Source organism: Micromonospora sp. NPDC049102 (assembly GCF_043197485.1).
In the GTDB taxonomy this organism is placed as follows: Bacteria; Actinomycetota; Actinomycetes; order Mycobacteriales; family Micromonosporaceae; genus Micromonospora.
Map to the genome: position 1 here is coordinate 149,503 of NZ_JBICTE010000009.1, position 23,491 is coordinate 172,993.

The window sequence follows — 23,491 nt, forward strand, 5'->3', positions numbered from 1 at the left end:
TTGCGAGCCCCGCAGTCGCGAACAGAGGTGGCGCGATGACCGCCCGTCGGACCGTGGTCACCGGCGTGGGTGTGGTTGCTCCCGGCGGCGCCAGCCGGGACCGGTTCTGGAAGACCATCACCGAGGGGCGTACGGCGACGCGGCGGATCAGCTTCTTCGACCCGTCGCCGTTCCGCTCGCAGATCGCCGCCGAGTGCGACTTCGACCCGGTCGCCGCCGGGCTCACCGACACCGAACGGCGGCGCGCCGACCGGTACGTGCAGTTCGCGCTGGCCTGCTCCACCGAGGCCATCGCCGACGCCGGCCTGGTGCTCGACGACGCCGAGCGGGACCGCGCCGGGGTGGTGCTCGGCACCGCCGTGGGCGGCACGATGGCCCTGGAGCAGGAGTACGTGCGGGTCAGCGAGCACGGTCGGCGGTGGCTGGTCGACGCGGCGCTCGGCGGCCCGTACCTCTACCAGGCGCTGGTGCCCAGCAGCCTCGCCGCGGACGTGGCCTGCCGGCACGGGCTGCACGGCCCGGCGCAGGTGGTCTCCACCGGCTGCACGTCGGGCATCGACGCCATCGGCTACGGCCACCAGATGATCGTGGACGGTGAGGCGGACATCGTGCTGGCCGGCGCGGCCGACTCGCCGATCTCGCCGGTCACCGTCGCCTCGTTCGACGCGATCAAGGCGACCAGCCCCGACAACGACGACCCGGCGCACGCGTCCCGCCCGTTCGACGCCGACCGGCACGGGTTCGTGCTGGCCGAGGGCGCGGCAGTGCTGGTGCTCGAGGAGGCCGAGCACGCCCGACGGCGCGGCGCTCACGTCTACTGCGAGGTCGCCGGCTACGCCAGCCGCAGCAACGGCTACCACATGACCGGGCTGCGCCCCGACGGGCTGGAGATGGGCCTCGCCGTCACCGACGCGTTGCGGCAGGGCCGGATCATCCCCGAACAGGTCTCCTACATCAGCGCGCACGGTTCGGGCACACGGCAGAACGACCGGCACGAGACGGCCGCCTTCAAGCGGGCGCTGGGCCAGGCCGCGTACCGGGTGCCGATCAGCTCCATCAAGTCGATGGTCGGGCACTCACTCGGGGCCATCGGGTCGATCGAGATGGCCGCCTGCGCCCTCGCGATCGAGTTCGGTGTGGTGCCGCCGACGGCCAACTGGCGCACCCGCGACCCGGAGTGCGACCTGGACTACGTACCCAACGAGTCGCGGGAGGTGCCGGTGAACGTGGCACTGTCGGTGGGCAGCGGGTTCGGCGGCTTCCAGTCGGCGATGGTGTTCCGCCGGCTCCCGGCGGCGGCGTGAGCACCGCCCGGGCGGTCGTCACCGGCATCGGTGTGGTCGCGCCCAGCGGCGTCGGGGTGGACGCGCACTGGCGTACCGTGCTGGCCGGCACCCGGCGCACCGGACCGATCACGCTCTTCGACCCGGCCGGCTACCCCACCCGCTTCGGCGGCGAGGTGCCCGACTTCGCGGCGGAGTCGTACGCCGAGAGTCGGCAGCTCGTACAGACCGACAGGTGGACGCACCTCGGCTTCGCCGCCACCCGCCTCGCGCTGGCCGACGCGGGGCTGCCCGAGAAGGCACCCGACCCGTACGGGTACGCGGTGGCCCTGGCCAGCTCGTCCGGGGGCAACCTGTTCGGGCAGCGGGAACTGCAACGGCTCTGGGGTGGGCAGTCGCGCACCGTCGGCGCGTACCAGTCGATCGCCTGGTTCTACGCGGCCAGTGTCGGGCAGCTCTCCATCCACCACCAGTTCAAGGGGCCGAGCGGGGTGCTGGTCGCGGAGACGGCCGGAGGGCTGGACAGCCTCGCGCACGCCGCCCGCGCGGTGCGCCGCGGTACGCCGGTGGTGATCGCCGGGGCGACCGAGTGTCCACTGAGTCCGTACGCCCTGGCCTGCCAGCTACGGTCCGGACTGCTCAGCGACGTCGCCGACCCGGAGTGGGCGTACCGGCCGTTCGACGCGGCGGCCAGCGGCTACCTGCCGGCCGAGGGCGGCGCGGTGTTCGTGGTGGAGGAGCTGGGGCACGCGCTGGCCCGGGGCGCCCGGATCTACGGGGAGGTGAGCGGCTGGGGTGCCACCCACGACGCCGCGCACACCACCGCCGACGGCGCCGGCGACCCCATCCAGTACGCGCGGGCGATGCGGCTGGCCCTGGACCGGGCCGGCGTCGCGGCGACCGCAATCGACGTGGTGCTGCCCGACGCCCTCGGCGTACCCCGCTACGACCGCAGCGAGGCGGCGGCGCTGCGCGCCGTCTTCGCCGACGGGCCGCCCCCGGTGACCACGCAGAAACCGTTGACCGGCCGGGCGCACCAGGGCGGCTCGGCGCTGGACGTGGCCACCGCGCTGCTGGCGTTCGCGCACGACACGCTGCCCGCCTCGGCCAGCCCCGACGAGGTCGCCGACGGGTGCGAGCTGGACTTCCTGCGCGAGCACCGCCGGCCGCGCAGTCGCCTCGCGCTGGTCTGCGCGCGGGGTTTCGACGGGTTCAACAGCGCGCTGGTCCTGCGGGGGGCCGCGCCGACGAGGGGAGAGATGCCGTGAGCGAGCAGCGGGCCCGAGTGGTCTTCCTGGTCCGGGTGCCGGAACCGCGCACCGAGCAGTTCCTCGCCGCGTACGAGGAGATCCGGCACCTCGTCGCCGACGGGGTGCCGGGGCACCTGGTGGACCAGGTGTGCCGCTCGTCGACCGACCCGGAGCAGTGGCTGATCACCAGCGAGTGGGCGAACCTCTCCGACTTCGAGGCGTGGGAGCGCACGGAGGAGCACCGTGACCTGGTCCGTCCGATGAGGGAGTGCTTCACCGACGCCCGTTCGCTGCGCTTCACCATCCACGCCCAGACCCCGGAACGGGCCCCGGACGAGGCACCCCTCACGGCCGCCGGAGGAAGCGCGGCCGTTTGATCCACACCAGCTCGCCGATGTGGGGGTATCCGGACGTCCGGATACCCCCACATCGGCGAAATGGAGTCGATCACGGACAGTGGACCAGCACGGGCGGCGGGCGTGAACGAGTGGTCGGCGTCGGTATGTGGCAATCGGTCCGGGCGCTCATTTTGATCTAGCCATTTGCATCTAGCGATGCCGCGCGCGGCTGTCGTAGGGTTCCGGCAGCACCTCGAAAGACGCCAAGAATTGGCTCCTATGCCCTACTTTGCGCTGCGCGTCGAATGGTGGGGGCAATGACTCATGTCGCCGAAAACCTTACGGTAGATGACCCCGGCTGGGTGGACGACGTCCTGTTCGCCGGCCGTCCGACCGATGTTTGTCTCCGCCTACCGGAACCGATCGACCGGGCCACCCTGCACCGGTTGGTGACCGCCGCGCAGGATCGGCTGACCGCGGCCGGACTGCGTCCCGGCGGCGCTGCCGCGCTGCGGTTGCCGCCGTCGCTGGCGTACGTCGTCAACCTGCTCGCCACGTGGCGAGCCGGCGGGCAGGCCATCCTGCTCGACCACCGGCTGACCGACCACGAGGTGGACCGGGCGCTGACCCGGCTCACCCCACAGGTGGTGGTCGCCCCGCTGCGCACCGGCGGCGGCGCGTTGAAGGTGTTCGTCGACGTCACCGAGAGCGTCACCCGGTACGCGGACAGTCCAGCGGTCAGCGGTCACGCCGTGATCCAGCTCAGCTCCGGCTCGACCGGCCCGTCGAAGGTGATCGGCCGGACCGCGGCCGACCTGGTCGCCGAGGTACGCCGCTACACCCGCGTCGACGGTGTGGCGCTGCCCGGTGAACGGATCATCCTGCTGCCGTCCATGGTGCACGTGCTCGGCCTGGTCGGCGGCCTGCTCTACGGGCTGCACGCCGGCGTGGAGCTGGTGCCGCCGCAGCGGCTCAGCGGCGACGCCGTACTGGCCGCGATCGCCGCCGAGGCCACGCCGGCCACGGTGCTGGGCGTGCCGTTCCACATCGGTCTGCTCGCCTCCACCCGGCCGTCCAGCCCGCTGCCGCAGTTCCAACGGATGACCACCGGCGGCGAGCTGGTGCCCGCCGCGGTGGCCCAGGCGTTCACCGACCGGTACGGGGTACCGCTGGGCAACATGTACGGGATGACCGAGGTCGGGGTGATCGGCACCGACCTGCACGGTGCCCACCGCCCGTCGATCGCTCCGGCGCCCGGCATCGAGGTCCGCGAGTCCGGCGGCGAGCTATGGGTGTCCTGCCCGGCGTCGCCGTACGTCGGGTTGAGCGACCCGACCCGTTGGGCCGACGGCTGGCTGCACACCCGTGACGCCGGCACCGTCGACGCCGACACCGGCCTGGTCACCGTGCGCGGTCGGCTCGACTCGCAGGTCTCCGTGGGCGGATTGAAGGTCGACCTCAGCGAGGTGGAGGCGACCGTCGCCGAGCTGCCGGGCGTGGCCGCCGCCGTGGTGGTGTGGGACGAGGGCATCACCGCGTACGTCCAGCCGGACGGCCCTCTGTCGGAGGAGATGCTGGACAAGCTCCTCGCCGAGCGGCTGGCCGGCTACAAGCGACCCCGGGTGCTGCGCCTGCTCGACGCGTTGCCGCGCACCACCACCGGCAAGCTGGTCCGCTCGACCGACGCGCTGCGCTCGGCGGTGACGTCGTGACCGGCCCGCTGCGCCACCTCGACGTGGACACCTACCGCGAGCGCCAGGGCGTCGCCGCCCACCACCACAGCGAGCAGCGTCGCACCCGCGCGCGGCATCCGTACGGCGGGACCCGGCCGACCGCCGGTGTCCCCACCGACCCAGACCGACGCGGTGTCCCGATCGGACACCGTCACCTGGCACACGCAGATAGGGTATCCATGAGAGCCGAGGTCCGCGCCTTCGTCGTCGAGCAGCTCGTCGACATGAACTACGACGTCGAGGGGCTCGACGACGACACCACGCTCGGCCCGTCCGGCGTCGACCTGGAATCGCTGGCCCTGTCCGACCTCGCTGTCCGCGTCGAGGACCGGTTCGGTCTGAGGTTCGCCGACGACGAGTCGGAGAAGCTGGCCCTGATGACCGTCGGCGAGTTCACCACGATGGTCGCCGACCGCGTCGCCGAGGCGAAGCGCGACGACGCCTGATGTCCGGTCAGCCCGATCTGGGGCGAGCTGACCTGCTGACCATGCTCGCCGAACTCACCGCGAAACCCGCCGACCAGGTTCCCGACCGGGTCGGCTCGATGGAACTCGCCTGGCTCGTGCACCTCGTCGAGCAGCGTTACGAGCGTCAGCTCGACCTCACCGACGACGACCTGGCCCGCATCCGTACCGTCGACGACGCCCTGGCGGTCCTGCGGGCGTCGTTGGCCGCTCCCGCAGATGGCTGAGCCGCCCGTCGTCCAGCTCACCGGTGTGTACGCGGTCAGCGCCCTGGGGCGGGGCGCCGAGGCGCAGCTCGCCTCCGCGCCGGCCTTCGGTCCGATCCGTCGCTTCGACACGAGCGCCCGCCGGGTGACCGTGGCCGCCACCCTGCCCGAGGTGGGCACCCTCCCGGACGAGCTCGCCGACGCGATCGACGCGGCCTGTCGGGCGGCCGGCCTGGACCGCACCCGACGGTCGGAGTGCGCGCTGCTGCTCGCCGTGCACGGCGGCCCGGCCCCCGGCGTGGAGCCGGTCCCGTCCGCGCTGGCCGGTCGGCTCGTCGCCCGGTGTGGACTGTCCGGTCGCACCCGGGTCTACACCAGCGCCTGCGTGTCGGCGAGTACGGCGGTGGCCGACGCCGCCACCCTGATCAGCCGGGGCGACCTTCCGCGGGTGGTGGTGGCCGCCGGCTACCTCGTCGAGCCGGACCAGTTCGCGCTCTTCGACGCGGGTCGGGCCCTCGCCGACGACGGGGCGGTGCGGCCGTTCAGCACCGGCCGCCGTGGCCTGCTGCTCGGCGACGGCGTGGCCGCCGTGGTCATCGAGTCCCGCGCCGAGGCCCGGCGGGGCGCGGAGCCGGTGGCGACAGTCGCGGGTTGGGGTCGCGCCGGGGACGCGTACCACCCGTGCCAGCCGGACCCCACCGGCGTCGGACTGGCCCGCGCGGCGAGCGTCGCGCTGCGCCGGGCCGGGCTGCCGCCGCAGGCGGTCGGGTACGTCAACGCCAACGCCACCGGCACCGCGCAGAGCGACGCCGCCGAGGCCGCGGCGCTGCTGCGGGCCCTCGACGGGTACGCCAGCGAGGTGCCGGTCAGCTCCACGAAGGCGTTGCACGGGCACACGTTGGAGGCGTCCGGGCTGCTCGAGCTGGTGGTCACGTCGATGGCGCTGCGAACCGGTGAGCTGCCGGTCAACGCCGGCTGGCAGGGCCCGGACGAGGCCTGCCCCCTCAACGTCGTCACCACCGCGTACCGCCGCGCGACGGTGACCCACGCCCTGACCCTCAACGCGGCCTTCGGCGGCGCCAACACGGCGCTCCTGATCGGCGTGCCATGACCACTCCCACCACCCCGCGATCCTGCACTTTCGGTGGCGACGAATCTGACGAACAACGCGAATCGACGACAGGAAACGCAAGATCGCGGGGGGCGGGCGGGGTGCGGGAGCTTGCGCGGGCGGGGTGGCCCGAGTTGGGGGACGGGGTCGTGCCGGTGGTGCCGGGGTTCGTGCACTCGGCGTTCGCGCCCACTGTGGTGGCGGTCGCCGAGCGGTGTCTGCGGCGGCGGTACGGGACCTCGCCGGTGCCTCCGGAGGTGCGCATGGCGATCGTGCTGGTCAGCGCGTCTGGTGACCGGGCCAGCGCCGAACACGTACGCGCGACGGTCGAGGCCGGCGGCCGGGTCGGGCCGCTGTTCTTCTACCAGTCCGTGCCCAACAGCGTCGCCGGCCACATCGCGGCCCGCTGGGGACTGCGCGGCCCGGTGGTCTGCCTCAGCCCGACCGGCGACCCGCACGCCGAGGGCACCGCCGAGGCGGCCCTGCTGCACGACGACGGCGACGCCGACGAGGTGTTGCTGATCCTGATCGAACAGACGCCCGACCTGTCCACCGAGGCGGTCGCGGTGCTGCTGGGGGGAGGAGCACGACCATGAGGACACCGGGACTGCGCGGCCGGTTGGCCGCCGACACCGAACTGGGCGCGGGCAACATGCTGGCCCGCGTGCTGGTGCACGGCGCCGACCCGGACGGACCGGCGCTGACCTTCGACACCGCCGTCGACGGGCATCCGGCGCAGGCACCACTCACGCTGGGTCAGCTCGACGAGCGGGTCACCGCCCGCGCCGCGTGGCTGCACGAGCAGGGGGTACGCCCCCGCGACCCGGTGGCCGTCTGGGCCACCGCCGCCGCCGACATGGTGCTCAGCTTCCTGGCGCTGGCCCGGCTCGGGGCGATCCCGGCGCTGATGAACGGCAAGCTGCGGCCGGAGATCGCCGCCGAGTACATCCGTCGGCTGCGCGGCGTCGGTGTGCTCGCGGACGACGCGCACACCGCCCTGCTGGCCGGGCACGAACTGGGCGTACCGCTGCTGGGTACGCCCGCGCAGGCCGGCACCGGTGATCCGGCGGCGGCCCCGCCGCACTACCGGCACCACCCGGACGACCCGATCGTGATCACCCACACCTCGGGGACGACCGGGGTGCCCAAGGCGGTGCTGCACTCCCACGCCAGCCTCTTCGCCGCCACCCGGCACCTGCTGAGCATGCCGCAGGCGCAGGGCACCACCCGGATCCTCAACGCGTTGCCGGCACCGCACACCGCGACCGTGCTGATGGTCAACCAGGCGCTGGGCAACCGCGCGGAGATGTTCCTGCTCTCCGAGCAGGGCGGCGAGCGCGTCCTCGACGCGATCCAACGCTGGCGTCCCGACGGGGTGTTCGGTTTCTCGGTCACCTGGGCCGAGCTGGCCCGCTTCGACCTGTCCGGGTACGACCTGGACTCGGTGCGGCTGTGGTTCAACACCGGCGACTGCTCACACGAGCCGCACATCCGCCGGCTCGTCGCGGTCGGTTGGCACGACACCGTCACGCGCGACGGGGTGGCGCGGGTGCCCGGCTCCCTCTTCATCGACGGGCTGGGCTCCAGCGAGATGGGCCACTCCATGTTCCACATCACCCACCGGGCCGACACCGACCGGTACGGGCGCTGCATCGGCCGGCCGTACCAGTTCACCAAGGTCGCCGTGCTCGACGCCGACGGCGAGCCGGTGCCGGTCGGCGAGGTGGGTTTCCTGGGCATCGACTCGCCGTCGCTGTTCCGTGGCTACTGGAACGACTCGGCCACCACCTACCGGTTCCGCCAGCGCGGCTGGTACCTCACCGGGGACCTGGTCCGCGCCGACGCCGAGGGCCGCTACTACCACCTGGACCGGGCGGTCGACTCGGTCGATGCCGGGAACGGCCGGCGGTTCTTCACCGCCCTGTCGGAGGAGCGGGTCCTCGCCGCCTGCCCGGATGTCACCGACTGCACCGTGGTGATCGTCGGCGCGGCGGACGGGGTGGTGACCGACGTGCTGCTGGAGTTGGCCGCCGGCGCCGACGAGGCCGAGGACCGCACCGACCGGGTGCGCGCCGCCCTCGGCGCGGACGTCGGCGCCACGCTGCGCCGGGTCGTGCCGGTACGGTCCGACGACATTCCGGTCACCGTGACGGGCAAGGTCCGCAAGGTGGCCCTGCGCGAGCGCTACCGCACCGAGGCCGCGTCGTGAGCGGACGGTTCGGAGTGCCGGCGTGAGCGCGCTGATCACCGGGATGGGCCTGTTCAGCCCGGTCGGACGGGGTGTCGAGGAGACCTTCGAGGCGTTGACGACCGGCCGGTCCGGGCTGACCCGCCCACCCGAGGGTCATCCGGCGTCGGGCTCGCTGGACGTGGCCGGTCTGCTGCCCGACATCGACCCGCGCAGCGTCCTGCCCGGGCCGGAGAGCCGGGTGCTGGACCGGACCGTGGTCCTGGCGCTGCTCACCGCCGCCGACGCGCTCGCCGACGCCGGCATCGAGGTGGGCCGCGACGTCGACCCGTCCCGGATCGGTGTGATCGTGGGCGGTGTCGGCGGGATGGCGACCCTGGAGTCGCAGGTGCTGGCCCGGGCCGCCCGGGGTCGGTCGGCGGTCAGCCCGTACCTGCTCACCGGCATCCTGCCGAACATGCCGGCGGCCCGGATCGCCATCAGGTACGGCATCCAGGGCTACAGCTCGTCGGTCGGCACGGCCTGCGCCTCCGGCGCCCAGGCGGTCGCCGACGCGGTCCGGCTCATCCGCTGCGGGGAGGCCGACGTGGTGGTCTGCGGAGCCAGCGAGGCGCCGCTCTTCCCGACCTTCACCGACACGTTCGGCAACGCGCGGGCGCTGGCCCGCGCCGGGGCCGACCCGACCCGGGCGAGCCGGCCGTTCGACACGTCCCGCAGTGGGTTCGTGCTGGCCGAGGGTGCGGCGCTGCTGGTGCTGGAACACCCCGAGCACGCGGCTGCGCGCGGTGCCAGCGGGTACGCCGAGGTGGCCGGCTACGGCGCGACCACCGACGCGTACCACCCGACCGCCCCGCGCCCCGACGGCGCGGGCGCGGCGGCGTGCATCCGGGGCGCGCTGCGCAGCTCCGGAGTGCCCGCGGCGGCGGTCGGCTACGTCAACGCCCACGGCACCGGCACGAAGCTCGGCGACATCGCGGAGACCACGGCCCTCGCGGACGTCTTCGGTGACGGTGGTGTGCCGGTCAGCTCCACCAAGGCGCTCACCGGCCACCTGCTCGGCGCGTCCGGTGTGCTGGAGACGGCGGTGACCGCGCTGGCGCTCGGTCGGGGGTTGCTGCCACCGACGTACCACCTCGACGACCTGGACCCGGCGTGCCCCGGGGACCACATCCGGGGGGCGCCCCGTCGGGCCGACCCGGAGTACGCGCTGACCAACTCGTTCGGGTTCGGCGGCCAGAACGTGAGCCTGGTGCTCGCGCGGGTCGCCGAGCCGAGGAGGTGAGCGACGCGGCATCCCGGACGGGGGGCGTCCGGACGGCAACACGGACGAAGCATCGGGAAGGGCACTCAAGAACATGGACATCCGTGGTATCGACCACATCGAACTCTACGTAGGCGACGCCCGACAGGCGGCGTTCTGGTTCAGTACGGCCGTCGGTTTCCAGCTCTGCGGGCAGGGGGGCCCGGAGACCGGGCTGGCCGGGCAGGGCTCGCTGCACCTACAGGACGGCGACAACGCCTGGCGGGAGTATCCGCTCTCGGACGGGACGCTCGCCGCGTACAACCACGACGTGCTGGTCCGCCGCACCCACGAGGGGCGGCCGGACTACGCGGACCCCGACTACTGCCCGGTCATCTGGCGCGACCGCGCCCAACAGGGAGGTTGACAATGTCACGGTACGACTGGGGTAGGACGCACCCGGGCATCGAGCGACTGGAACAGGCGGTGACCGAGCGGCGCGACGCCGTGGTCAAGCACCCCCTGTACGCCAACCTGGACACCCACGAGGCGCTGGTCACCTTCATGGAGCACCACGTCTTCGCGGTCTGGGACTTCATGTCGCTGCTGAAGTCGTTGCAGCGGCAGTTGACCTGCGTCACCGTGCCGTGGATCCCGACCGGCCCGACCGGCAGCCGCCGGCTCATCAACGACATCGTCATGGTCGAGGAGAGCGACGAGCTGGGCGAGGGCTACATCAGCCACTTCGAGCTGTACGTGCGGGGCATGGCCGACGCCGGCGCGGACACCACCGCCGTGAACGCCCTCGTGGACCTGCTGCGCGCCGGCCGGCCGGTGACCGACGCGCTGGTCGAGGCCGGGGCGCCGGCCGCGTCCGCGCGGTTCGCCGCGACCACCTGGCACATCATCGAGTCGACCCCGGTGCACTGCCAGGCGGCGGCGTTCGCGTTCGGCCGCGAGGACCTGATCCCCGACATGTTCACGCAGGTCGTCGCGGTCAACGAGCGCAGCAACCGGCTGCACACGTTCGTCGACTACCTGGAACGGCACATCGAGGTCGACGGCGAGCAGCACACGCCGATGGCCATGCAGATGCTCGCCGACCTGTGCGGCGACGACGACGCCAAGTGGCAGGAGTGCGCCGACACGGTCAACACCGCCCTCGCCGCCCGCGCCCGGCTCTGGGACGACATCCTCGCCGCCGTCAAGGGCCCGGCGTGACCGACGCCGACCCGGTCCGGCTCTACCGCACGGTCCGGCTGATCCGCCGGTTCGAGGAACGGGCGGTGGAGCTGGTCCACGGCGGGCAGATCGTCGGCGGCATCCACCCGTACCTCGGTCAGGAGGGGATCGCCGCCGGCGTCTGCGCCGCCCTGGGTGCCGACGACGTGCTCGCCGGCACCCACCGCGGCCACGGGCACGTGCTGGCCCGCGGCGCGGACCCGGCGCGGATGCTCGCCGAGCTGTGCGGCCGGGTCACCGGGCTCAACGCCGGCCGGGGCGGCTCGATGCACGCCGCCGACCTGAGCATCGGCGTGCTCGGCGCCAACGCGATCGTCGGCGCGTCCGGGGCGATCGTCACGGGCGCGGTGTGGGCCCGGCGGCGGCAGGGCCGGGACACCGTCGGCGTCAGCTTCTTCGGTGACGGCGCGGTCAACGAGGGCATGCTGCTGGAGGCCTTCAACCTGGCCGCGCTGTGGCGGGTGCCGGTGCTGTTCGTCTGCGAGAACAACGGCTACGCCACCACCATGCCGGTCGGCGGCGCGGTGGCCGGCAGCATCGCCGGCCGCGCCGCCGCGTTCGGCATCCCGGCGGTCGAGGTCGACGGCCAGGACCCGGAGACGGTACGCGTCGCCGCGGCCGCCGCCGTCGACCGCATGCGCGCGGGCGGCGGCCCCGAGCTCATCGAGGCCCGTACCTACCGCTTCGACGTCCACCACACGTTCGAACATGCGGTACGCCTCGACTACCGCCCGCCCGACGAGGTGTCCCGGGGTCGATCCCGGGACCCGGTGGACATCCAGGGCGCACGGCTCACCGACGCGGAGCGGGCAGCCGTGGACGCCGAGGTCGAGGCGACCCTCGACGAGGCCGTGCGGTTCGCCCTGGCCAGCGAAGAACCCGATCCGGCCGACGCCCTCGCGTACCTGTACGCCAGCGGCCTGACCGCCCGCACCGGAGGTGGTTGAGGTGCCCCGACTCTCGTACCGCCGGGCGTTGACCCGGGCGCTCGCCGACGAGTTGGCCCGCGACGAGTCGGTGTTCCTGCTCGGCGAGGACGTCCAGGTCGGCGCCTCGCTGGTGACCACCGGGCTGGCCAAGCGCTTCGGCGTCGACCGGGTCCGCGACACCCCGCTGTCCGAGCAGGCGTTCACCAGCTTCGCGACCGGGGCGGCGCTGGCCGGGCTCCGGCCGGTGATCGAGTTCCAGATCCCGTCGCTGCTGTTCCTGGTCTTCGAGCAGATCGTCAACCACGCGCACAAGTTCCCGTTGATGACCGGCGGCCAGTGCGCGGTGCCGGTCACCTACCTGGTGCCGGGCTCCGGGTCGCGGACCGGCTGGGCCGGGCAGCACTCCGACCACCCGTACAGCCTCTTCGCCCACGTCGGCGTGGTCACCGTCGTACCGTCCACCCCGGCCGACGCGTACGGCCTGCTGGTCACCGCGATCCGGCACGACGACCCGGTGGTCGTGTTCGCGCCGGCCGGCGCGATGGACGTCCGCGACGACGTCGCCGAGCTGGAACCGGTGCCGCTCGGTCGGGGTCGCGTCCACCGGCGCGGCGACGACGTCACAGTGGTCGCGGTCGGGCACCTGGTGCACGACGCGCTCGCCGTGGCCGAGGAGCTGGCCGACGACGTGTCGGTGGAGGTTTTCGATCCGCGCACTCTGTACCCGTTCGACATCGACGGCCTCACCGAGTCGGTGGCGCGTACCGGCCGTCTCGTCGTCGTCGACGACGCCAACCGATCCTGCGGCATCGCCGCCGAGATCATCGCCTCGGTGGTGGAACGGGTCCGGCTGCTCAGCCCGCCGCGCCGGGTGACCCGACCCGACGGCGCGGTGCTGCCGTTCGCCCCCGCCCTGGACCGGGCCGTGCAGCCCGGCCGGGAGCAGCTCGCCACCGCCATCCACCTGACCATGAAGGACGGCTCATGATCGATCCGAACTATCCGTGGCCCTCGGCCGACGGCGCCTGGACGGACCTGCCGGAGCCGGCCCGCCGGGCCATGGTGGCGACCGGCGCCGCCGCCTGGGAACGCGTCTTCCACGGCCGGGCCACCTACAACAAGCAGTGGCGACTGGCCCGACCCCCGGTGCTCGCCGCCGACACCTGGCGGGAGCTGAACGACGTCTGCGACCGGCTCGCCCAGCTCATCCTGGACGCCTGCCGCCGTCGGGCGGACACTGCCGGCGAGCTGCGTCGGCTGCTCGGCGTTCCGGCGGGGGAGACCCGCCTGCTGGACGAGTCGGAGCCGCTGACCGAGGCGTTGCTGGCCGCGTACCGGCCGGATGTGATCTTCACCGAGGGTGTGCCGAAGTTCGTCGAGTACAACATCGACAGCAGCCTCGGGGGAGGGTTCGACGCCGACACCGTCATCCAGCGGTTCGCACAGCTCTACACCGAGCACGGCATCCTCGGCGGCCTGCCGTTGCGCGCCGCGCCGTCGCTGCTGGACCAGCGGTTCGTGGCGATCCGCGACGAGCTGGGGCTGCCCGAGGGCGCCCGGCTGGCGCTGTTGATGGACTTCGACGCCGACTACCCGGGCCTGGACGACCCGGAGACGTTCATCCGGATCCTCAGCCCGCTCGCCGTACGGGCCCGGGACTTCGGCATCGACCTGGTCATCGCGCCCCTGTCCACCGCCACCCTGGATGCCGACGACCGGCTGGTCGTGGACGGCGCGCCGGTCGACGCGCTGTTCCGGCTGTTCGTGCCCAACCGGGTCACTCCGACCGCCGGCCTGGACGCGGTGGCCGGCGCGCTGGCCGCCGGCACGCTACCGATGTACGTGTCGGCGGCGGCCTGGCTGCTCGGCAACAAGACCACCTTCGCCTGGCTGTGGGAGGACGTCGACATCCTGCCCGCCGACGACCAGACGCTGATCCGCCGGCACGTCCCGCACACGGTGCCGTTGACCGTCGCGCTGCTGGACCGGGCGATCGCCGAGCAGGCCGAGTTGGTGGCGAAGCCGGCGGACGGCTCGGCCGGGCACGGGGTGCTCATCGGCCCCGACCTGAGCCCGCAGGACTGGGCCGAGGGCCTCCGCGCGGCCGTCGACAGGGGCGGGGCGATCCTGCAGCAGTACCTGCCGGCCGACCTGGTGCCGATGGACTTCGTGCAGATCGAGACCGGTGAGACGGTCACGGCCGACGTCCCGTACTCCCTGGCGCCGTACCTGTTCGGCCGTAGGGCCTCCGGCGGCCTGGCGCGGGTCGGCTACCCCGGCGGCGACGGAATCCTCAACCTGGCCCACGGAGTCCTCCTGACCGGAATCCTCCTGCACGACTGACCCGGTCCGAGCGCCGCCCGGCCCCGTTGATCATGAAGTTATTGTCCCGACACGCCGATGCGGTCGACAACAACTTCATGATCGACGGGGTGAGGGGCGGAGGTGACGGGACAGGGCGCGGAGGGTTTCGGCTGTCGCTATCGCGTCGCTGCGGGCACTGCCGTGGCGGCCGTCGGTGCTGTAGAGGGTCGCATCGGCCGTGAGCGGATGGTCGGTGAGGTGCACGTGGATTGTTCCGAGGCGTTCGGCCAGCCGTGCGGTGCGGGCGGAGAGTCGGCGCATCCGCTCGCCGAGGCCGGCCCGCACGTGCTCGGGCACGGCCGGGCTGTGCGACACGTCGAACATCCCGACGGTGATCACGTCCGCGCCCGCGTCCCGTAGCGCGCCGATCATCGCGGTCAACTCGGCGTCCACCGCGTCCGCGTCGTACGCCGGGGAGAAGGCGTCGTTGCCACCGCAGACCACCAGCGCCAGGTCCGGCGTGAACGCCAGCGCCGGGGCGAGCTGGGTGGCCCGCACCTGGTGCGCGCGCAGTCCGCGCCGGCCCAGATTCGCGTACGCCAGCTCGGGGCGTACGACCCTCAGCTCTGCGGCGAGCCGGTCGACCCACTGCACGTCCGGGTAGCCCGGCGTCGGCTCGCACATGCCCTCCACGACGCTGTCGCCGAGTGCCACGAACCGTCGCCACGGGTGGTCGTGCAGCAGTTCGGCGGCCTCGCCGGGACGCAGACAGTACGGGTCCGTCGATTCGCTCAGCGTCGATGGCATGCCGGCACGCTAGCCGACCACCGCCTCCTCGGCCAGGCTGACCTCGGCCAGGTACACGCAGGTCCGCTCCTCGTGGGAGGAGTAGTAGCTGACCCAGAGCCTGTCGTCGTGCCACACCAGCCCCGGGTAGCTGGTGTCGCCTCCGGAGGGCAGCGCGACCAGCTCGGTCAGCTCACCGCGCTTCTCGTCGACGGTGCAGATCGCGGTGCGGACGTCGCCGTCGAGCAGGCGTACCCCGGCGACCAGCCGCCCGTCGGGCAGCCGCAGCAGCGCCGGGCCACCGACCCGTACGCCCAGGTCGGTCCACGTCCACTCCCGGTACGGTGGGTGCGCCCGCCCGAGCTGCGCGGTGGCGCTGTCGCCGTCGCGGCGCAGCAGGCAGTGCGCCGTGCCGTCCGGGGCGAAGGCCAATCCGGACTCGTTGGGGTAGCCGCCCTCGAACAGCGTCGGCACCCACGGCCGCAGGTCGAGCCCGTCGACGCTGCGGTAGAGCCGGGCGAACCTCGGCCGCCGGGTGGCGTAGCCGACGCCGTACATCGCGTCGTCGTGCCAGGCGGCCTGCCACACCCAGACGTCCGGCTCGCCGACCGACGTCGGGTCGCCCCAGGCGCGGCCGTCGTCGGAGAGCCAGGACACCGTCGTGAACGCATCGGTCCTCGCCGCCGCCAGCAGTTGCAGCCGCCCGTCGGGCCGCGCCACGAACCGTGGGTCACGCAGGTCGACGCCGGCCGCCCGGATGACCGCCGCGGCACTCCACGCCCGACCGTCCGTCGAGGTCAACACCCGGATCACACCGTCGTCGGAGAGGTGGCTGTCGGCCTCGCGGAACGCGCAGAACCACATATCGGCGTACCGGACGAGGTCGGTGAACGCGCTGTGCGGCGCGCTGTCGCCGATCCGGTGTACGGCGACGACCTCGGCGGCGGTGCGGTGGATGGATGACGACGTCATGCGCGACGGGCCTCCTGGCGCTGGTGGGCGGTACGTCCCGGTGACGACGGCCGACGGTAGGCGCTGCCGCCGACGTCCGGACGACCGCGCGGCGAACGGCTGACGAACGATGGCCTGTCGGAAAGGCGTCGGCGCGCTGGAGTGGTCGGGTGGCGACGGTCCGTCACGATTGACGGTGGGTCGGACGCGTCGGTCAGGAGGTGGCGGGGGTGCTCACATCGTTCATTGAGGCCCTGGCCAGCAAGGTGGTCGAGGAGATCCTCAAGAGGGTCGTCGAGTGGCTGGCGCCGAAGGCGTTGGGGTCGGTGCCGCACGCGGCTTCACCGAACTGCCCGCGCTGCGGCGGGTACGGTGTGGCCCGCTGGGCGCCCGGCGGGGTGTGGCCGCTCTTCGTGCCGTCGCTGCTCACGTTCACGTGGGGATTCGCGGGCCTGCTGCTCGGCGTGCCGGTGCTGCTGTTCACGGTGGTCGGCGCACTGGTGTTCGGCGCGGGGATGCCCGCTCTCGTCGTACTGCTGGGTCTGCCGGTCAGCGCCACAGTGATGCTCCTGGGCGCGTTCGGGCTGGCCCACTACCACAGCTATCCGCCGAAGCGCTGCCACCGCTGCCACGGGAGCTGGCCCCGGCGTACCCGCGACGACTACCTGCGGGCAGCGCAACCGGTGTTCGCCTGCGCCTGCGGTCAACGGCTGCGGGTGCCCCGGGCCGCCGGGTCGCGGCTGCGCTGCCCACGCTGCCGCACCGAACACCCGACTCCGGCGGCGGCTGGCCCCTGAGAATGCCTCAACGCTGCTCGCCGAGCAGTTCGTCGATCACGCGTCGGGCCCCGGCGGGGTCCGGACCGTCGAGGGTGATCAGCGCCTTCCACAGCGCCCAGCCGCGTCCGCGCTTCCAGGTAGCCGCGTCGACGTCGACCGCGTCGCGGAACGCGGCCCGGCTGGCGCCGTGCAGCAGGGTCCAGGCGATCACCGTGTCGCAGGCGGGGTCGCCGACGCCGCAGCAGCCGAAGTCGATGACCGCGGCGAGCCGCCCGTCGCGGACCAGCAGGTTGGCGTACGCGACGTCGCCGTGGAACCACACCGGCGGCCCCGCCCAGGTGGCGTCGAGAGCGTCCTGCCAGATGGCGGTGACCGCGTCGACCGGTAGCCGGTCGCGGTGGGTCTTGATCGCCGCCCGGGTCTCGGCGTCGTAGGTGGACAGTGGTCCTCCGCGCCAGGCGCTGTGCCCGCCGGCCGCCGGGCCGCCGGTGGCGTCGACGGCGCGCAGGGACCGCAGGAAGGCCGCGAGGTCCGTCGCGAACCGGGTCAGGTCGTCGATCCGCTCGGGCCGCGCGGTGTGTCCGTCGATCCAGCGGTAGACCGACCAGGAGTACGGATAACCTGCGCCCGGTCGGCCCTGGGCCAGCGGCACGGGGATCTCCAGCGGGAGCCGCCGGCCGAGCACGGGCAGCCAACGCTGCTCCTTGGCTACCTGGAGCACGTATCCCTCGCCGCTGGGCAGCCGGACGGTCATCTCGTCGCCCAGGTGGAAGGTCCGGTTGTCCCAGCCGCCCACCTCGACCGGGCGCACCGGCAGGTCGGCCCACTGCGGGAACTGCTCGGCGACCAGGTGGCGGACCAGGCCCACGTCGATGCGTCGGGTCGTCGTCTCGTCACTGTGCGGCACGTCGGGTGCGGGCTGTGCGCTCATCCGCCCGAGCCTGCGGGCGCCGCCGGCCGCCCGCAACCGATTTGCGCCGACAGTGGGACAGGTCGAGCCAGCGCTCGGGACAGGTGCCGGGCAGCAGGACGTCAGGCGGTGGCGGCAGGTGTGGGTCGCGTCGGCGCCTTCGGGTTGGACGCCCTGGCCACCAACGGGAATGCGGTGACGAGCAGGCAGGCTGCCGCCATGGCCAGCAGCGCCGGGGTGAGGCCGAACGCGTCCACCGACCAGCCGCCGAGCAGCGCGCCCACCGGCAGGCCGACGAAGGCCAGCGAACCGGCGATGCCGAGCACCCGCGTCTGCAGGTCCGGTGGCACCCGTTCGTAGAGCGCCACACCGAGCAGTGGATTGACCGCCGCGATGCCGATTCCGGACAGGAAGGTGACCACGAGGACGACCGGCAGTTCGTCGCTGATCGCCAGGGCGACCAGCCGGGGTGTGCCGGCGACCGTCGCGCCGATCAGGAACGTCAGTCGGCCGGGCAGCCGGGGTCCGAGTGCGGTGAACGCCACGTTTCCCAGCAGCGCGCCTGCCGAGAACGCCGCCAGCACGAGGCCGAGGCCGCTCGGACCGTGCAGTTCCCGGGCGACCCAGAACGGGATGTAGACGGCCACGCTCGCGTTTGCCACCATGTTCAGCGCCGCGACGACCCCCAGCATGCCCAGCAGCGGCCGGTCCCGACCGAGGTAGCCGAAGCCGTCCCGCAGCGCGCGGAGGTAGCCCACCGGCGCGGCGGGGGTCGTCGGGGCGGCCTCGGGGCGCACGAGCAGGCCGATGACCAGCGCGCAGATCCCGAAGCTGGCCGCGTCGATGAGGATCGCCTCGGTCACCCCGAACGCGGCGATCAACAGGCCACCCACGGCGGCGCCGAACAACGTCACGACCCGGCTCAACCCGTCGTACGCCGAGGTGAGACGGATCAGGGGTACCCCGGCGGCCTCGGCGACCGGCCGGAACATGACGTGCTTGACGCGGTCCCCGATGCCGCGCAACGCCCCGGCGACCGCGACCAGCGCCACCAGGGGGGCGAAGCCCAGCCACGGGGTCAGCGCGACGACGACCATGGCCACCGCGCTGCCCGCGTCGCACAGGATCGAGGTCCGGCGCAGGCCCATCCGGTCCGCCCAGGGCGTGCCGAGGGCACTGGAGAGCAGGTACGGCAGCGTCTCGGCGAACGCGACCAGACCCATCTTGGTCGGGCTGCCGGTGGTGACCAGCACCAGCCAGGGGATGGTCACCACCGAGATGCGCGTACCCAGGTTGGAGACCAGGTCCGCGCCGACCAGGACGACCAACTGGCGGCGGGGTGTCACGCGCCGACCGCCGCCGCCCGCCGCGCGGCGTACTCCGCGCGCAGCGCCCGCTTGTCCACCTTGACCGAACGGTTCACCGGCAACCTGTCGACGAACCTGACCCCGGCGGGCGCCCACATCTCGTTCAGCTCGGCGGTCACCAGGTCGATCAGCTCCGCCGCCGTCACTGTCGCGTCCGGCGCGGTCACCACGTACGCGAACGGCACCTCGCCGACCTCCTCGTCCGGTACGCCGATCACGGCGGCGGACCGTACCTGTGGGTGCCCGGCCAGCACGTCCTCGATCGGGCGGCAGAAGATGGCCCAGTTCCGCCGGTGGGTGACGATCATGTCGTGCGCCCGGTCGACCAGGTAGAGGTAGCCGTCCTCGTCGAGGTGGCCGATGTCGCGGGTGCGGACCCAGCCGTCGACGAGCGTCTGCGCGGTCAGCTCGGGTTGCCCGTGGTAGCCGGCGAAGCTGAGCCGGCTGCGCACCCACACCTCGCCGTCGTGCCCTGGTGGCAGCACGGCGCCGTCGTCGTCGCGGATCTCGATCCGCACGTCGCCGTATGGTCGCCCGCAGGAGCGCAGCCGTTCCGGGTGCTCCGGGTCGTCGGTCAGCCCGGGCAGCGCGGTGATCACGACGGCCTCGCTGAGGCCGTACACGATGCGCAGGACCGGGCCGAACCGCGCGATGGCCTGGCGCAGCCGGGCGGGCGCGGCGGGCCCGGCGCCCACGTTGAACATGAACATCGCGGAGAAGTCGGCGCCCACCAGCGCCGGGTGGTCCAGCAGTTCGTAGAGCATCGGCGGGGTCACGAAGGTGGAGTTGATCCGTTCCCGCTGCACGGTGGCCACGAACGCCGTCGGGTCCCAGTCGTCGCGCAGGAACAGCACTCCGCCGGTGAACAGGTTGAACAGGGTGGTGATCTGCCCGCTGGCCAGCCACATGGGCGAGTGCGACAGGTGCCGTAGCAGCGGGAACCCGGCCGCGCGGAAGTCGGCAGCGAGGGTGAGGATCTGGGCGTAGAAGCTCTCGGTGTGGTGCACCAGCTTCGGCGCACCGGTGGTGCCGCTGGTCTGGAGGAACGACTCCGGAGCGGCGGCGGCCGTCGGCAGCGACACGGGACCGTCCGGCCCGGTGTCGGCCGTGAGGTCCGGGCCCGCGCCGCCGGGACCCAGGCGGCACACCGGTACGCCGGGCAGCGCGGCAGCCAGCTCCGGCCCCAGGCTGGCCGGGTCACGGGCGTCGTAGACGAGGGCGTCGGGGCGGGCCAGCCGGATGAACTCGTCGACCTCCCGGCGGGCGGTGACCGGTGCGACCCACATCGTCCGGCAGCCGATCAGGTGCAGCGCGAGCTGGAGCAGTGGACCCTCCACGGCGTTCGCCATGGTCACCAGCACCGCCGCCCCGGGCCGTACACCGTGGCGGGTCAGGGCGGCGGCCATCGCGCGTGTGCGAGCGGCGGCCTGGGTGTAGGTGAGGCGCTGCCCGCCGCCGACCAGCGCCTCCCGGTCGCCGAAGTCGGCGAAGAGGTCGAGCGCCCTGTCCACATAGGTCGCGTGCCCGGGTCTGTCAATCATCCGGCAAACCCCCATCGGATTCGAGCGGCGGTCTCCGGGTCGGTTCCCGGCGACGTCGCGGGCGGTGAGGGCGTGTTCGGCGACCGCACCGCCGCCGCCTGCGAGCCTAGGCCGGCGAGGGCGCGCCGGGACCGGGCCGAAGGGCGAAACCGCAGGCCCGGAGGACATTTGATCGTGTCGATCAGTCGATTGACGCCCGTCATCGGCGGCGGCTAGGTTTCTGGACCATCGTCCAGGCGGGAGCCGTCAGCGGATGGCCCTGGGCTGCCACACGATGGAGGTTCAATGTCGACCCCGAAGAGATGGCACGTGGTCGCCGCGGTCGCGGCGCTACTGGTCACGGGAACACCCGCCGTCGTCGCCACCGCTGGTGGATCGCCTACCGCCGCCGGCCGGCCGGACCGCGACGAGTGGGCGGGCAGTTGGGCCGCGGCCGTCACCCGGGGAAACTCGGTCGGTCTGACCAACACCGGCCTGAACGACCAGAGCGTCCGGATGGTCGTGCACGTCTCGGTGGGTGGCCCGGCGCTGCGCGTACGGCTGAGTAACCTTTACGGCGAGCAGGCGGTCCGGGTGGGCCGCGCCACCGTCGCCCGACCGAACACCGCGACCGTCGACGACGTGTCCGACATCGACCCGGCCACGCTGCGCGCGCTGACCTTCACCGGCGGGGCCTCGGCGACCATGAACCGGGGCGCGGAGCTGCTCAGCGACCCGCTGACCTTCGCCGTCGCGGACGACAGCGACCTGGTCATCACCCTGCACTTCCCGACGCCGACCGGGCCGACCACCTTCCACGGGCAGTCCCAGCAGACGAACTTCGTCGGCGCCGGTGACCTGACCGGGGCGGCCGACGGCGCGGGCTTCACCATCCGTCCCACCTGCTGCTGGTTCTTCCTGTCCGGTGTCGACGTGCAGCGCAGGGCCAGCCCGGGGGCGCTTGTCGTGCTCGGCGACTCCATCGGGGACGGCAACGGCAGCACCGTCAACGCGAACCGGCGCTGGCCCGACCTGCTCTCCGACCGGCTGCTCGCCGACCGGCCCGACAAGCGCACCCCGGGCGTGCTCAACCTCAGCCTCGCCGGCAACCGCCTCAACCACGAGGGCACCGAGCCGGGCGCGGCCGACTACCCCGGCTACTTCCAGCTCGGTCCGAACGCGGCGGCCCGCCTCAACGAGGACGTCTTCGCCCAGACCGGGGTGCGTACCGTCGTCACGCACCTGGGCATCAACGACATCTGGATGTCCAACGACTCGCCGGAGGCGATCATCGCCACCCTGCGGCAGATCAACCAGCAGCTCCAGCAACGCGGGCTGACCAGCCTGGTGGCCACGCTGACGCCGTACGAGGGGCATGGCGCTCCGGGCGTGTGGACGCCGGAGAAGGAGGCCACCCGGCAGGCCGTGAACACGTACCTGCGGGGCAGCCGGGAGTTCGACGGACTGCTGGACTTCGACCGGGTGCTGCGTGACCCGGCCAGGCCCAGCCAGTTGCTGCCCGCGTACGACTCGGGGGACCACATCCACCCGAACGACGCCGGCAACAAGGCGATGGCCGACGCCGTGCCGTTACGGCTGCTCGGCCTGTGACACCCCGGGGGCGGCGGGGCGACCCCGCCGCCCCCGGAGCACCGACATCCTGGGGAGGAGTACGTCATGACGGTGCAGGACCTGCTCACCGGCCTCTACAGCGAAGAGGGCCGCCAGAATCCGTACCCGTGGTACGCGCGCCTGCACCGGCTCGGGCCGGTCAGCGCGGTGCCGCCGCGCGCCGAGCACCGCACGGTGGCGGCGGTGGCGGTCGGCTACGACGTGATCGATCAGATGCTGCGCGATCCCCGGTGGACCAAACAGCCGCCGCCCGGCTGGGAGGAGCACGAGATCCTGCAGACCTTCCAGACGTCGATGATGTTCATCAACCCGCCCGACCACACCCGGATGCGGCAGGTCTTCTCGCGCACCTTCACCCCGCGCCGCCTCGGCGCCCTGGAGCCGGTGATCCTGCGCGTCGTCGACGAGTTGCTGGACAGGATAGCCGACGCCGGTGACAGCGTCGTCGACTTCGTGGCCGACTTCGCGTACCCGATTCCCGCCCTGGTGATGGCCGAGTTCATCGGCATCCCGGCGGGGGATCTGCCCTGGTACCGGGATCGGGTGGACCGCATCGACGAGTTCCTGGACGTGGCCGGCAAGACCCCGCAGCGGTTGGCCGCGGCCAACACCGCGGCGCAGGAGCTGCGGGCGTTCTACCGGGACCTGCTGGCCCACCGCCGCCGTACGCCCGGCGAGGACCTGATCAGCGCGCTGGTGGAGGCGGTCGGCTCGGGGGAGGTGGAGCTGACCGAGGAGGAGTTGATCAGCAATCTGATCGTGCTGTTCAACGCCAGCTTCGTCACCACCGTCTACATGTTCAGCAACGGCCTGCCGCTGCTGCTGGCCCACCCGGAGACGGTCGCCGCGCTGCCCACCGACGACGCCCTCGCCTCCGGATGCGTCGACGAGGTACTGCGCCTGCAGAGTCCCGTGCACTTCCTCGCCCGGGCCGCGCCGGAGGACACGGTGCTGGCCGGTGTTCCGGTCGCCCGGGATGCCAACGTGCTGATCATCGTCGGCGCGGCAAACCGCGATCCGGCGCGGTTCCCCGATCCGGACGTCTTCGATCCCACCCGCGCCGGCCCGCCGTCGCTGGCCTTCGGGGTGGGCCCGCACTTCTGTCTCGGCGCGGCGGTGTCCCGACTGGAGGGACGTCTCGCGCTGCCCCGCCTGTTCGCCCGGTTCCCCCGGCTCGCGGTCACCGAGACCCCGGCGTACAGCGGCAGCCTCTTCCTGCGTGGCATCGACAAGCTGCTGGTCAGCACCGGCGGATAGG

General features: G+C 72.9%; 22 protein-coding genes and 2 pseudogenes. 19 read left to right on the forward strand and 5 right to left on the reverse strand.

What is annotated here, in order from left to right; translation table 11 throughout:
- Positions 1-35: 35 nt before the first annotated feature.
- From ACGFH9_RS12565 to ACGFH9_RS12640, 16 genes and pseudogenes are all read left to right on the forward strand, one after another.
- A complete protein-coding gene (locus ACGFH9_RS12565; protein WP_393217878.1) occupies positions 36-1,304 on the forward strand; it encodes a beta-ketoacyl-[acyl-carrier-protein] synthase family protein in 1,269 nt (422 codons plus the stop codon).
- A complete protein-coding gene (locus ACGFH9_RS12570) occupies positions 1,301-2,551 on the forward strand; it encodes a beta-ketoacyl synthase N-terminal-like domain-containing protein (protein ID WP_393217880.1) in 1,251 nt (416 codons plus the stop codon). The genes ACGFH9_RS12565 and ACGFH9_RS12570 overlap by 4 nt, the downstream gene beginning before the upstream one ends.
- Positions 2,548-2,910 (forward strand): antibiotic biosynthesis monooxygenase family protein, encoded by a 363-nt coding sequence (locus ACGFH9_RS12575; protein WP_393217883.1) that lies wholly within the window; start codon positions 2,548-2,550, stop codon positions 2,908-2,910. Before ACGFH9_RS12570 ends, ACGFH9_RS12575 begins: the two co-directional genes overlap by 4 nt.
- Before the next feature lie 278 nt (positions 2,911-3,188).
- Entirely contained in the window at positions 3,189-4,583 is a 1,395-nt protein-coding gene (locus ACGFH9_RS12580) for a class I adenylate-forming enzyme family protein (RefSeq protein ID WP_393217885.1), read from the forward strand.
- 200 nt (positions 4,584-4,783) lie between these two features.
- Positions 4,784-5,050 carry an acyl carrier protein gene (locus tag ACGFH9_RS12585; RefSeq protein ID WP_393217965.1) on the forward strand — a complete coding sequence of 89 codons (267 nt, stop codon included), beginning with the start codon at positions 4,784-4,786 and terminating at the stop codon, positions 5,048-5,050.
- Positions 5,050-5,295 (forward strand): acyl carrier protein, encoded by a 246-nt coding sequence (locus ACGFH9_RS12590; protein ID WP_393217888.1) that lies wholly within the window; start codon positions 5,050-5,052, stop codon positions 5,293-5,295. Before ACGFH9_RS12585 ends, ACGFH9_RS12590 begins: the two co-directional genes overlap by 1 nt.
- Positions 5,288-6,385 carry a beta-ketoacyl-[acyl-carrier-protein] synthase family protein gene (locus ACGFH9_RS12595; RefSeq protein ID WP_393217891.1) on the forward strand — a complete coding sequence of 366 codons (1,098 nt, stop codon included), beginning with the start codon at positions 5,288-5,290 and terminating at the stop codon, positions 6,383-6,385. The genes ACGFH9_RS12590 and ACGFH9_RS12595 overlap by 8 nt, the downstream gene beginning before the upstream one ends.
- Before the next feature lie 101 nt (positions 6,386-6,486).
- Complete coding sequence (locus ACGFH9_RS12600; protein ID WP_393217893.1) at positions 6,487-6,981, forward strand: beta-ketoacyl synthase chain length factor; 495 nt, start codon at positions 6,487-6,489, stop codon at positions 6,979-6,981.
- Complete coding sequence (locus ACGFH9_RS12605; protein WP_393217896.1) at positions 6,978-8,594, forward strand: class I adenylate-forming enzyme family protein; 1,617 nt, start codon at positions 6,978-6,980, stop codon at positions 8,592-8,594. Before ACGFH9_RS12600 ends, ACGFH9_RS12605 begins: the two co-directional genes overlap by 4 nt.
- Before the next feature lie 22 nt (positions 8,595-8,616).
- Positions 8,617-9,855, forward strand: coding sequence for a beta-ketoacyl-[acyl-carrier-protein] synthase family protein (locus tag ACGFH9_RS12610; protein ID WP_393217899.1), 1,239 nt, complete (start codon positions 8,617-8,619; stop codon positions 9,853-9,855).
- Positions 9,856-9,928: 73 nt separating this feature from the next.
- A pseudogene (locus tag ACGFH9_RS12615) lies at positions 9,929-10,076 on the forward strand (4-hydroxyphenylpyruvate dioxygenase); the annotation flags it as partial.
- Positions 10,064-10,240, forward strand: a pseudogene (locus tag ACGFH9_RS12620) (phytanoyl-CoA dioxygenase family protein); the annotation flags it as partial. The pseudogenes ACGFH9_RS12615 and ACGFH9_RS12620, both read left to right, overlap by 13 nt.
- 2 nt (positions 10,241-10,242) lie before the next feature.
- A complete protein-coding gene (locus ACGFH9_RS12625; RefSeq protein ID WP_393217902.1) occupies positions 10,243-11,034 on the forward strand; it encodes a DUF3050 domain-containing protein in 792 nt (263 codons plus the stop codon).
- Positions 11,031-12,002 (forward strand): thiamine pyrophosphate-dependent dehydrogenase E1 component subunit alpha, encoded by a 972-nt coding sequence (locus tag ACGFH9_RS12630; RefSeq protein WP_393217905.1) that lies wholly within the window; start codon positions 11,031-11,033, stop codon positions 12,000-12,002. Before ACGFH9_RS12625 ends, ACGFH9_RS12630 begins: the two co-directional genes overlap by 4 nt.
- A 1-nt stretch (position 12,003) precedes the next feature.
- Positions 12,004-12,972, forward strand: coding sequence for an alpha-ketoacid dehydrogenase subunit beta (locus ACGFH9_RS12635; protein WP_393217908.1), 969 nt, complete (start codon positions 12,004-12,006; stop codon positions 12,970-12,972).
- Positions 12,969-14,327, forward strand: coding sequence for a hypothetical protein (locus ACGFH9_RS12640; protein ID WP_393217911.1), 1,359 nt, complete (start codon positions 12,969-12,971; stop codon positions 14,325-14,327). The genes ACGFH9_RS12635 and ACGFH9_RS12640 overlap by 4 nt, the downstream gene beginning before the upstream one ends.
- Positions 14,328-14,402: 75 nt before the next feature.
- Here ACGFH9_RS12640 and ACGFH9_RS12645 read toward each other — a convergent pair whose 3' ends face one another.
- Complete coding sequence (locus ACGFH9_RS12645; protein ID WP_393217913.1) at positions 14,403-15,095, reverse strand: SGNH/GDSL hydrolase family protein; 693 nt, start codon at positions 15,093-15,095, stop codon at positions 14,403-14,405.
- A 9-nt stretch (positions 15,096-15,104) separates the two neighbouring features.
- Positions 15,105-16,046 (reverse strand): exo-alpha-sialidase, encoded by a 942-nt coding sequence (locus ACGFH9_RS12650; protein WP_393217916.1) that lies wholly within the window; start codon positions 16,044-16,046, stop codon positions 15,105-15,107.
- A gap of 209 nt (positions 16,047-16,255) precedes the next feature.
- Between ACGFH9_RS12650 and ACGFH9_RS12655 the strand changes: the two genes are divergently transcribed.
- Positions 16,256-16,822, forward strand: coding sequence for a hypothetical protein (locus ACGFH9_RS12655; RefSeq protein WP_393217919.1), 567 nt, complete (start codon positions 16,256-16,258; stop codon positions 16,820-16,822).
- Positions 16,823-16,829: 7 nt separating this feature from the next.
- Here ACGFH9_RS12655 and ACGFH9_RS12660 read toward each other — a convergent pair whose 3' ends face one another.
- The 3 genes from ACGFH9_RS12660 to ACGFH9_RS12670 form a co-directional block, all read right to left on the reverse strand.
- The gene (locus ACGFH9_RS12660) at positions 16,830-17,735 is read right to left on the reverse strand and encodes an aminoglycoside phosphotransferase family protein (protein WP_393217922.1); all 906 of its coding nucleotides are present in this window, start codon (positions 17,733-17,735) and stop codon (positions 16,830-16,832) included.
- A 101-nt stretch (positions 17,736-17,836) separates the two neighbouring features.
- Positions 17,837-19,060: an MFS transporter gene (locus tag ACGFH9_RS12665; RefSeq protein WP_393217925.1), complete on the reverse strand. Its 1,224-nt coding sequence runs from the start codon at positions 19,058-19,060 to the stop codon at positions 17,837-17,839.
- The gene (locus ACGFH9_RS12670; RefSeq protein ID WP_393217928.1) at positions 19,057-20,622 is read right to left on the reverse strand and encodes an AMP-binding protein; all 1,566 of its coding nucleotides are present in this window, start codon (positions 20,620-20,622) and stop codon (positions 19,057-19,059) included. Before ACGFH9_RS12670 ends, ACGFH9_RS12665 begins: the two co-directional genes overlap by 4 nt.
- A gap of 285 nt (positions 20,623-20,907) precedes the next feature.
- Between ACGFH9_RS12670 and ACGFH9_RS12675 the strand changes: the two genes are divergently transcribed.
- Together ACGFH9_RS12675 and ACGFH9_RS12680 are read left to right on the forward strand one after the other, a co-directional pair.
- Entirely contained in the window at positions 20,908-22,212 is a 1,305-nt protein-coding gene (locus ACGFH9_RS12675) for an SGNH/GDSL hydrolase family protein (protein WP_393217931.1), read from the forward strand.
- 66 nt (positions 22,213-22,278) lie between these two features.
- Entirely contained in the window at positions 22,279-23,490 is a 1,212-nt protein-coding gene (locus tag ACGFH9_RS12680) for a cytochrome P450 (RefSeq protein WP_393217934.1), read from the forward strand.
- The last annotated feature ends 1 nt before the right edge of the window (position 23,491 follow it).

Coding starts and splice junctions, on each gene's coding strand:
- ACGFH9_RS12590 (WP_393217888.1), top strand. CDS start 5,050: ATGTCCGGTCAGCCCGATCTGGGGCGAGCTGACCTGCTGACCATGCTC.
- ACGFH9_RS12565 (WP_393217878.1), top strand. CDS start 36: ATGACCGCCCGTCGGACCGTGGTCACCGGCGTGGGTGTGGTTGCTCCC.
- ACGFH9_RS12625 (WP_393217902.1), top strand. CDS start 10,243: ATGTCACGGTACGACTGGGGTAGGACGCACCCGGGCATCGAGCGACTG.
- ACGFH9_RS12675 (WP_393217931.1), top strand. CDS start 20,908: ATGTCGACCCCGAAGAGATGGCACGTGGTCGCCGCGGTCGCGGCGCTA.
- ACGFH9_RS12650 (WP_393217916.1), bottom strand. CDS start 16,046: ATGACGTCGTCATCCATCCACCGCACCGCCGCCGAGGTCGTCGCCGTA.
- ACGFH9_RS12645 (WP_393217913.1), bottom strand. CDS start 15,095: ATGCCATCGACGCTGAGCGAATCGACGGACCCGTACTGTCTGCGTCCC.
- ACGFH9_RS12595 (WP_393217891.1), top strand. CDS start 5,288: ATGGCTGAGCCGCCCGTCGTCCAGCTCACCGGTGTGTACGCGGTCAGC.
- ACGFH9_RS12605 (WP_393217896.1), top strand. CDS start 6,978: ATGAGGACACCGGGACTGCGCGGCCGGTTGGCCGCCGACACCGAACTG.
- ACGFH9_RS12580 (WP_393217885.1), top strand. CDS start 3,189: ATGACTCATGTCGCCGAAAACCTTACGGTAGATGACCCCGGCTGGGTG.
- ACGFH9_RS12585 (WP_393217965.1), top strand. CDS start 4,784: ATGAGAGCCGAGGTCCGCGCCTTCGTCGTCGAGCAGCTCGTCGACATG.
- ACGFH9_RS12660 (WP_393217922.1), bottom strand. CDS start 17,735: ATGAGCGCACAGCCCGCACCCGACGTGCCGCACAGTGACGAGACGACG.
- ACGFH9_RS12680 (WP_393217934.1), top strand. CDS start 22,279: ATGACGGTGCAGGACCTGCTCACCGGCCTCTACAGCGAAGAGGGCCGC.
- ACGFH9_RS12670 (WP_393217928.1), bottom strand. CDS start 20,622: ATGATTGACAGACCCGGGCACGCGACCTATGTGGACAGGGCGCTCGAC.
- ACGFH9_RS12640 (WP_393217911.1), top strand. CDS start 12,969: ATGATCGATCCGAACTATCCGTGGCCCTCGGCCGACGGCGCCTGGACG.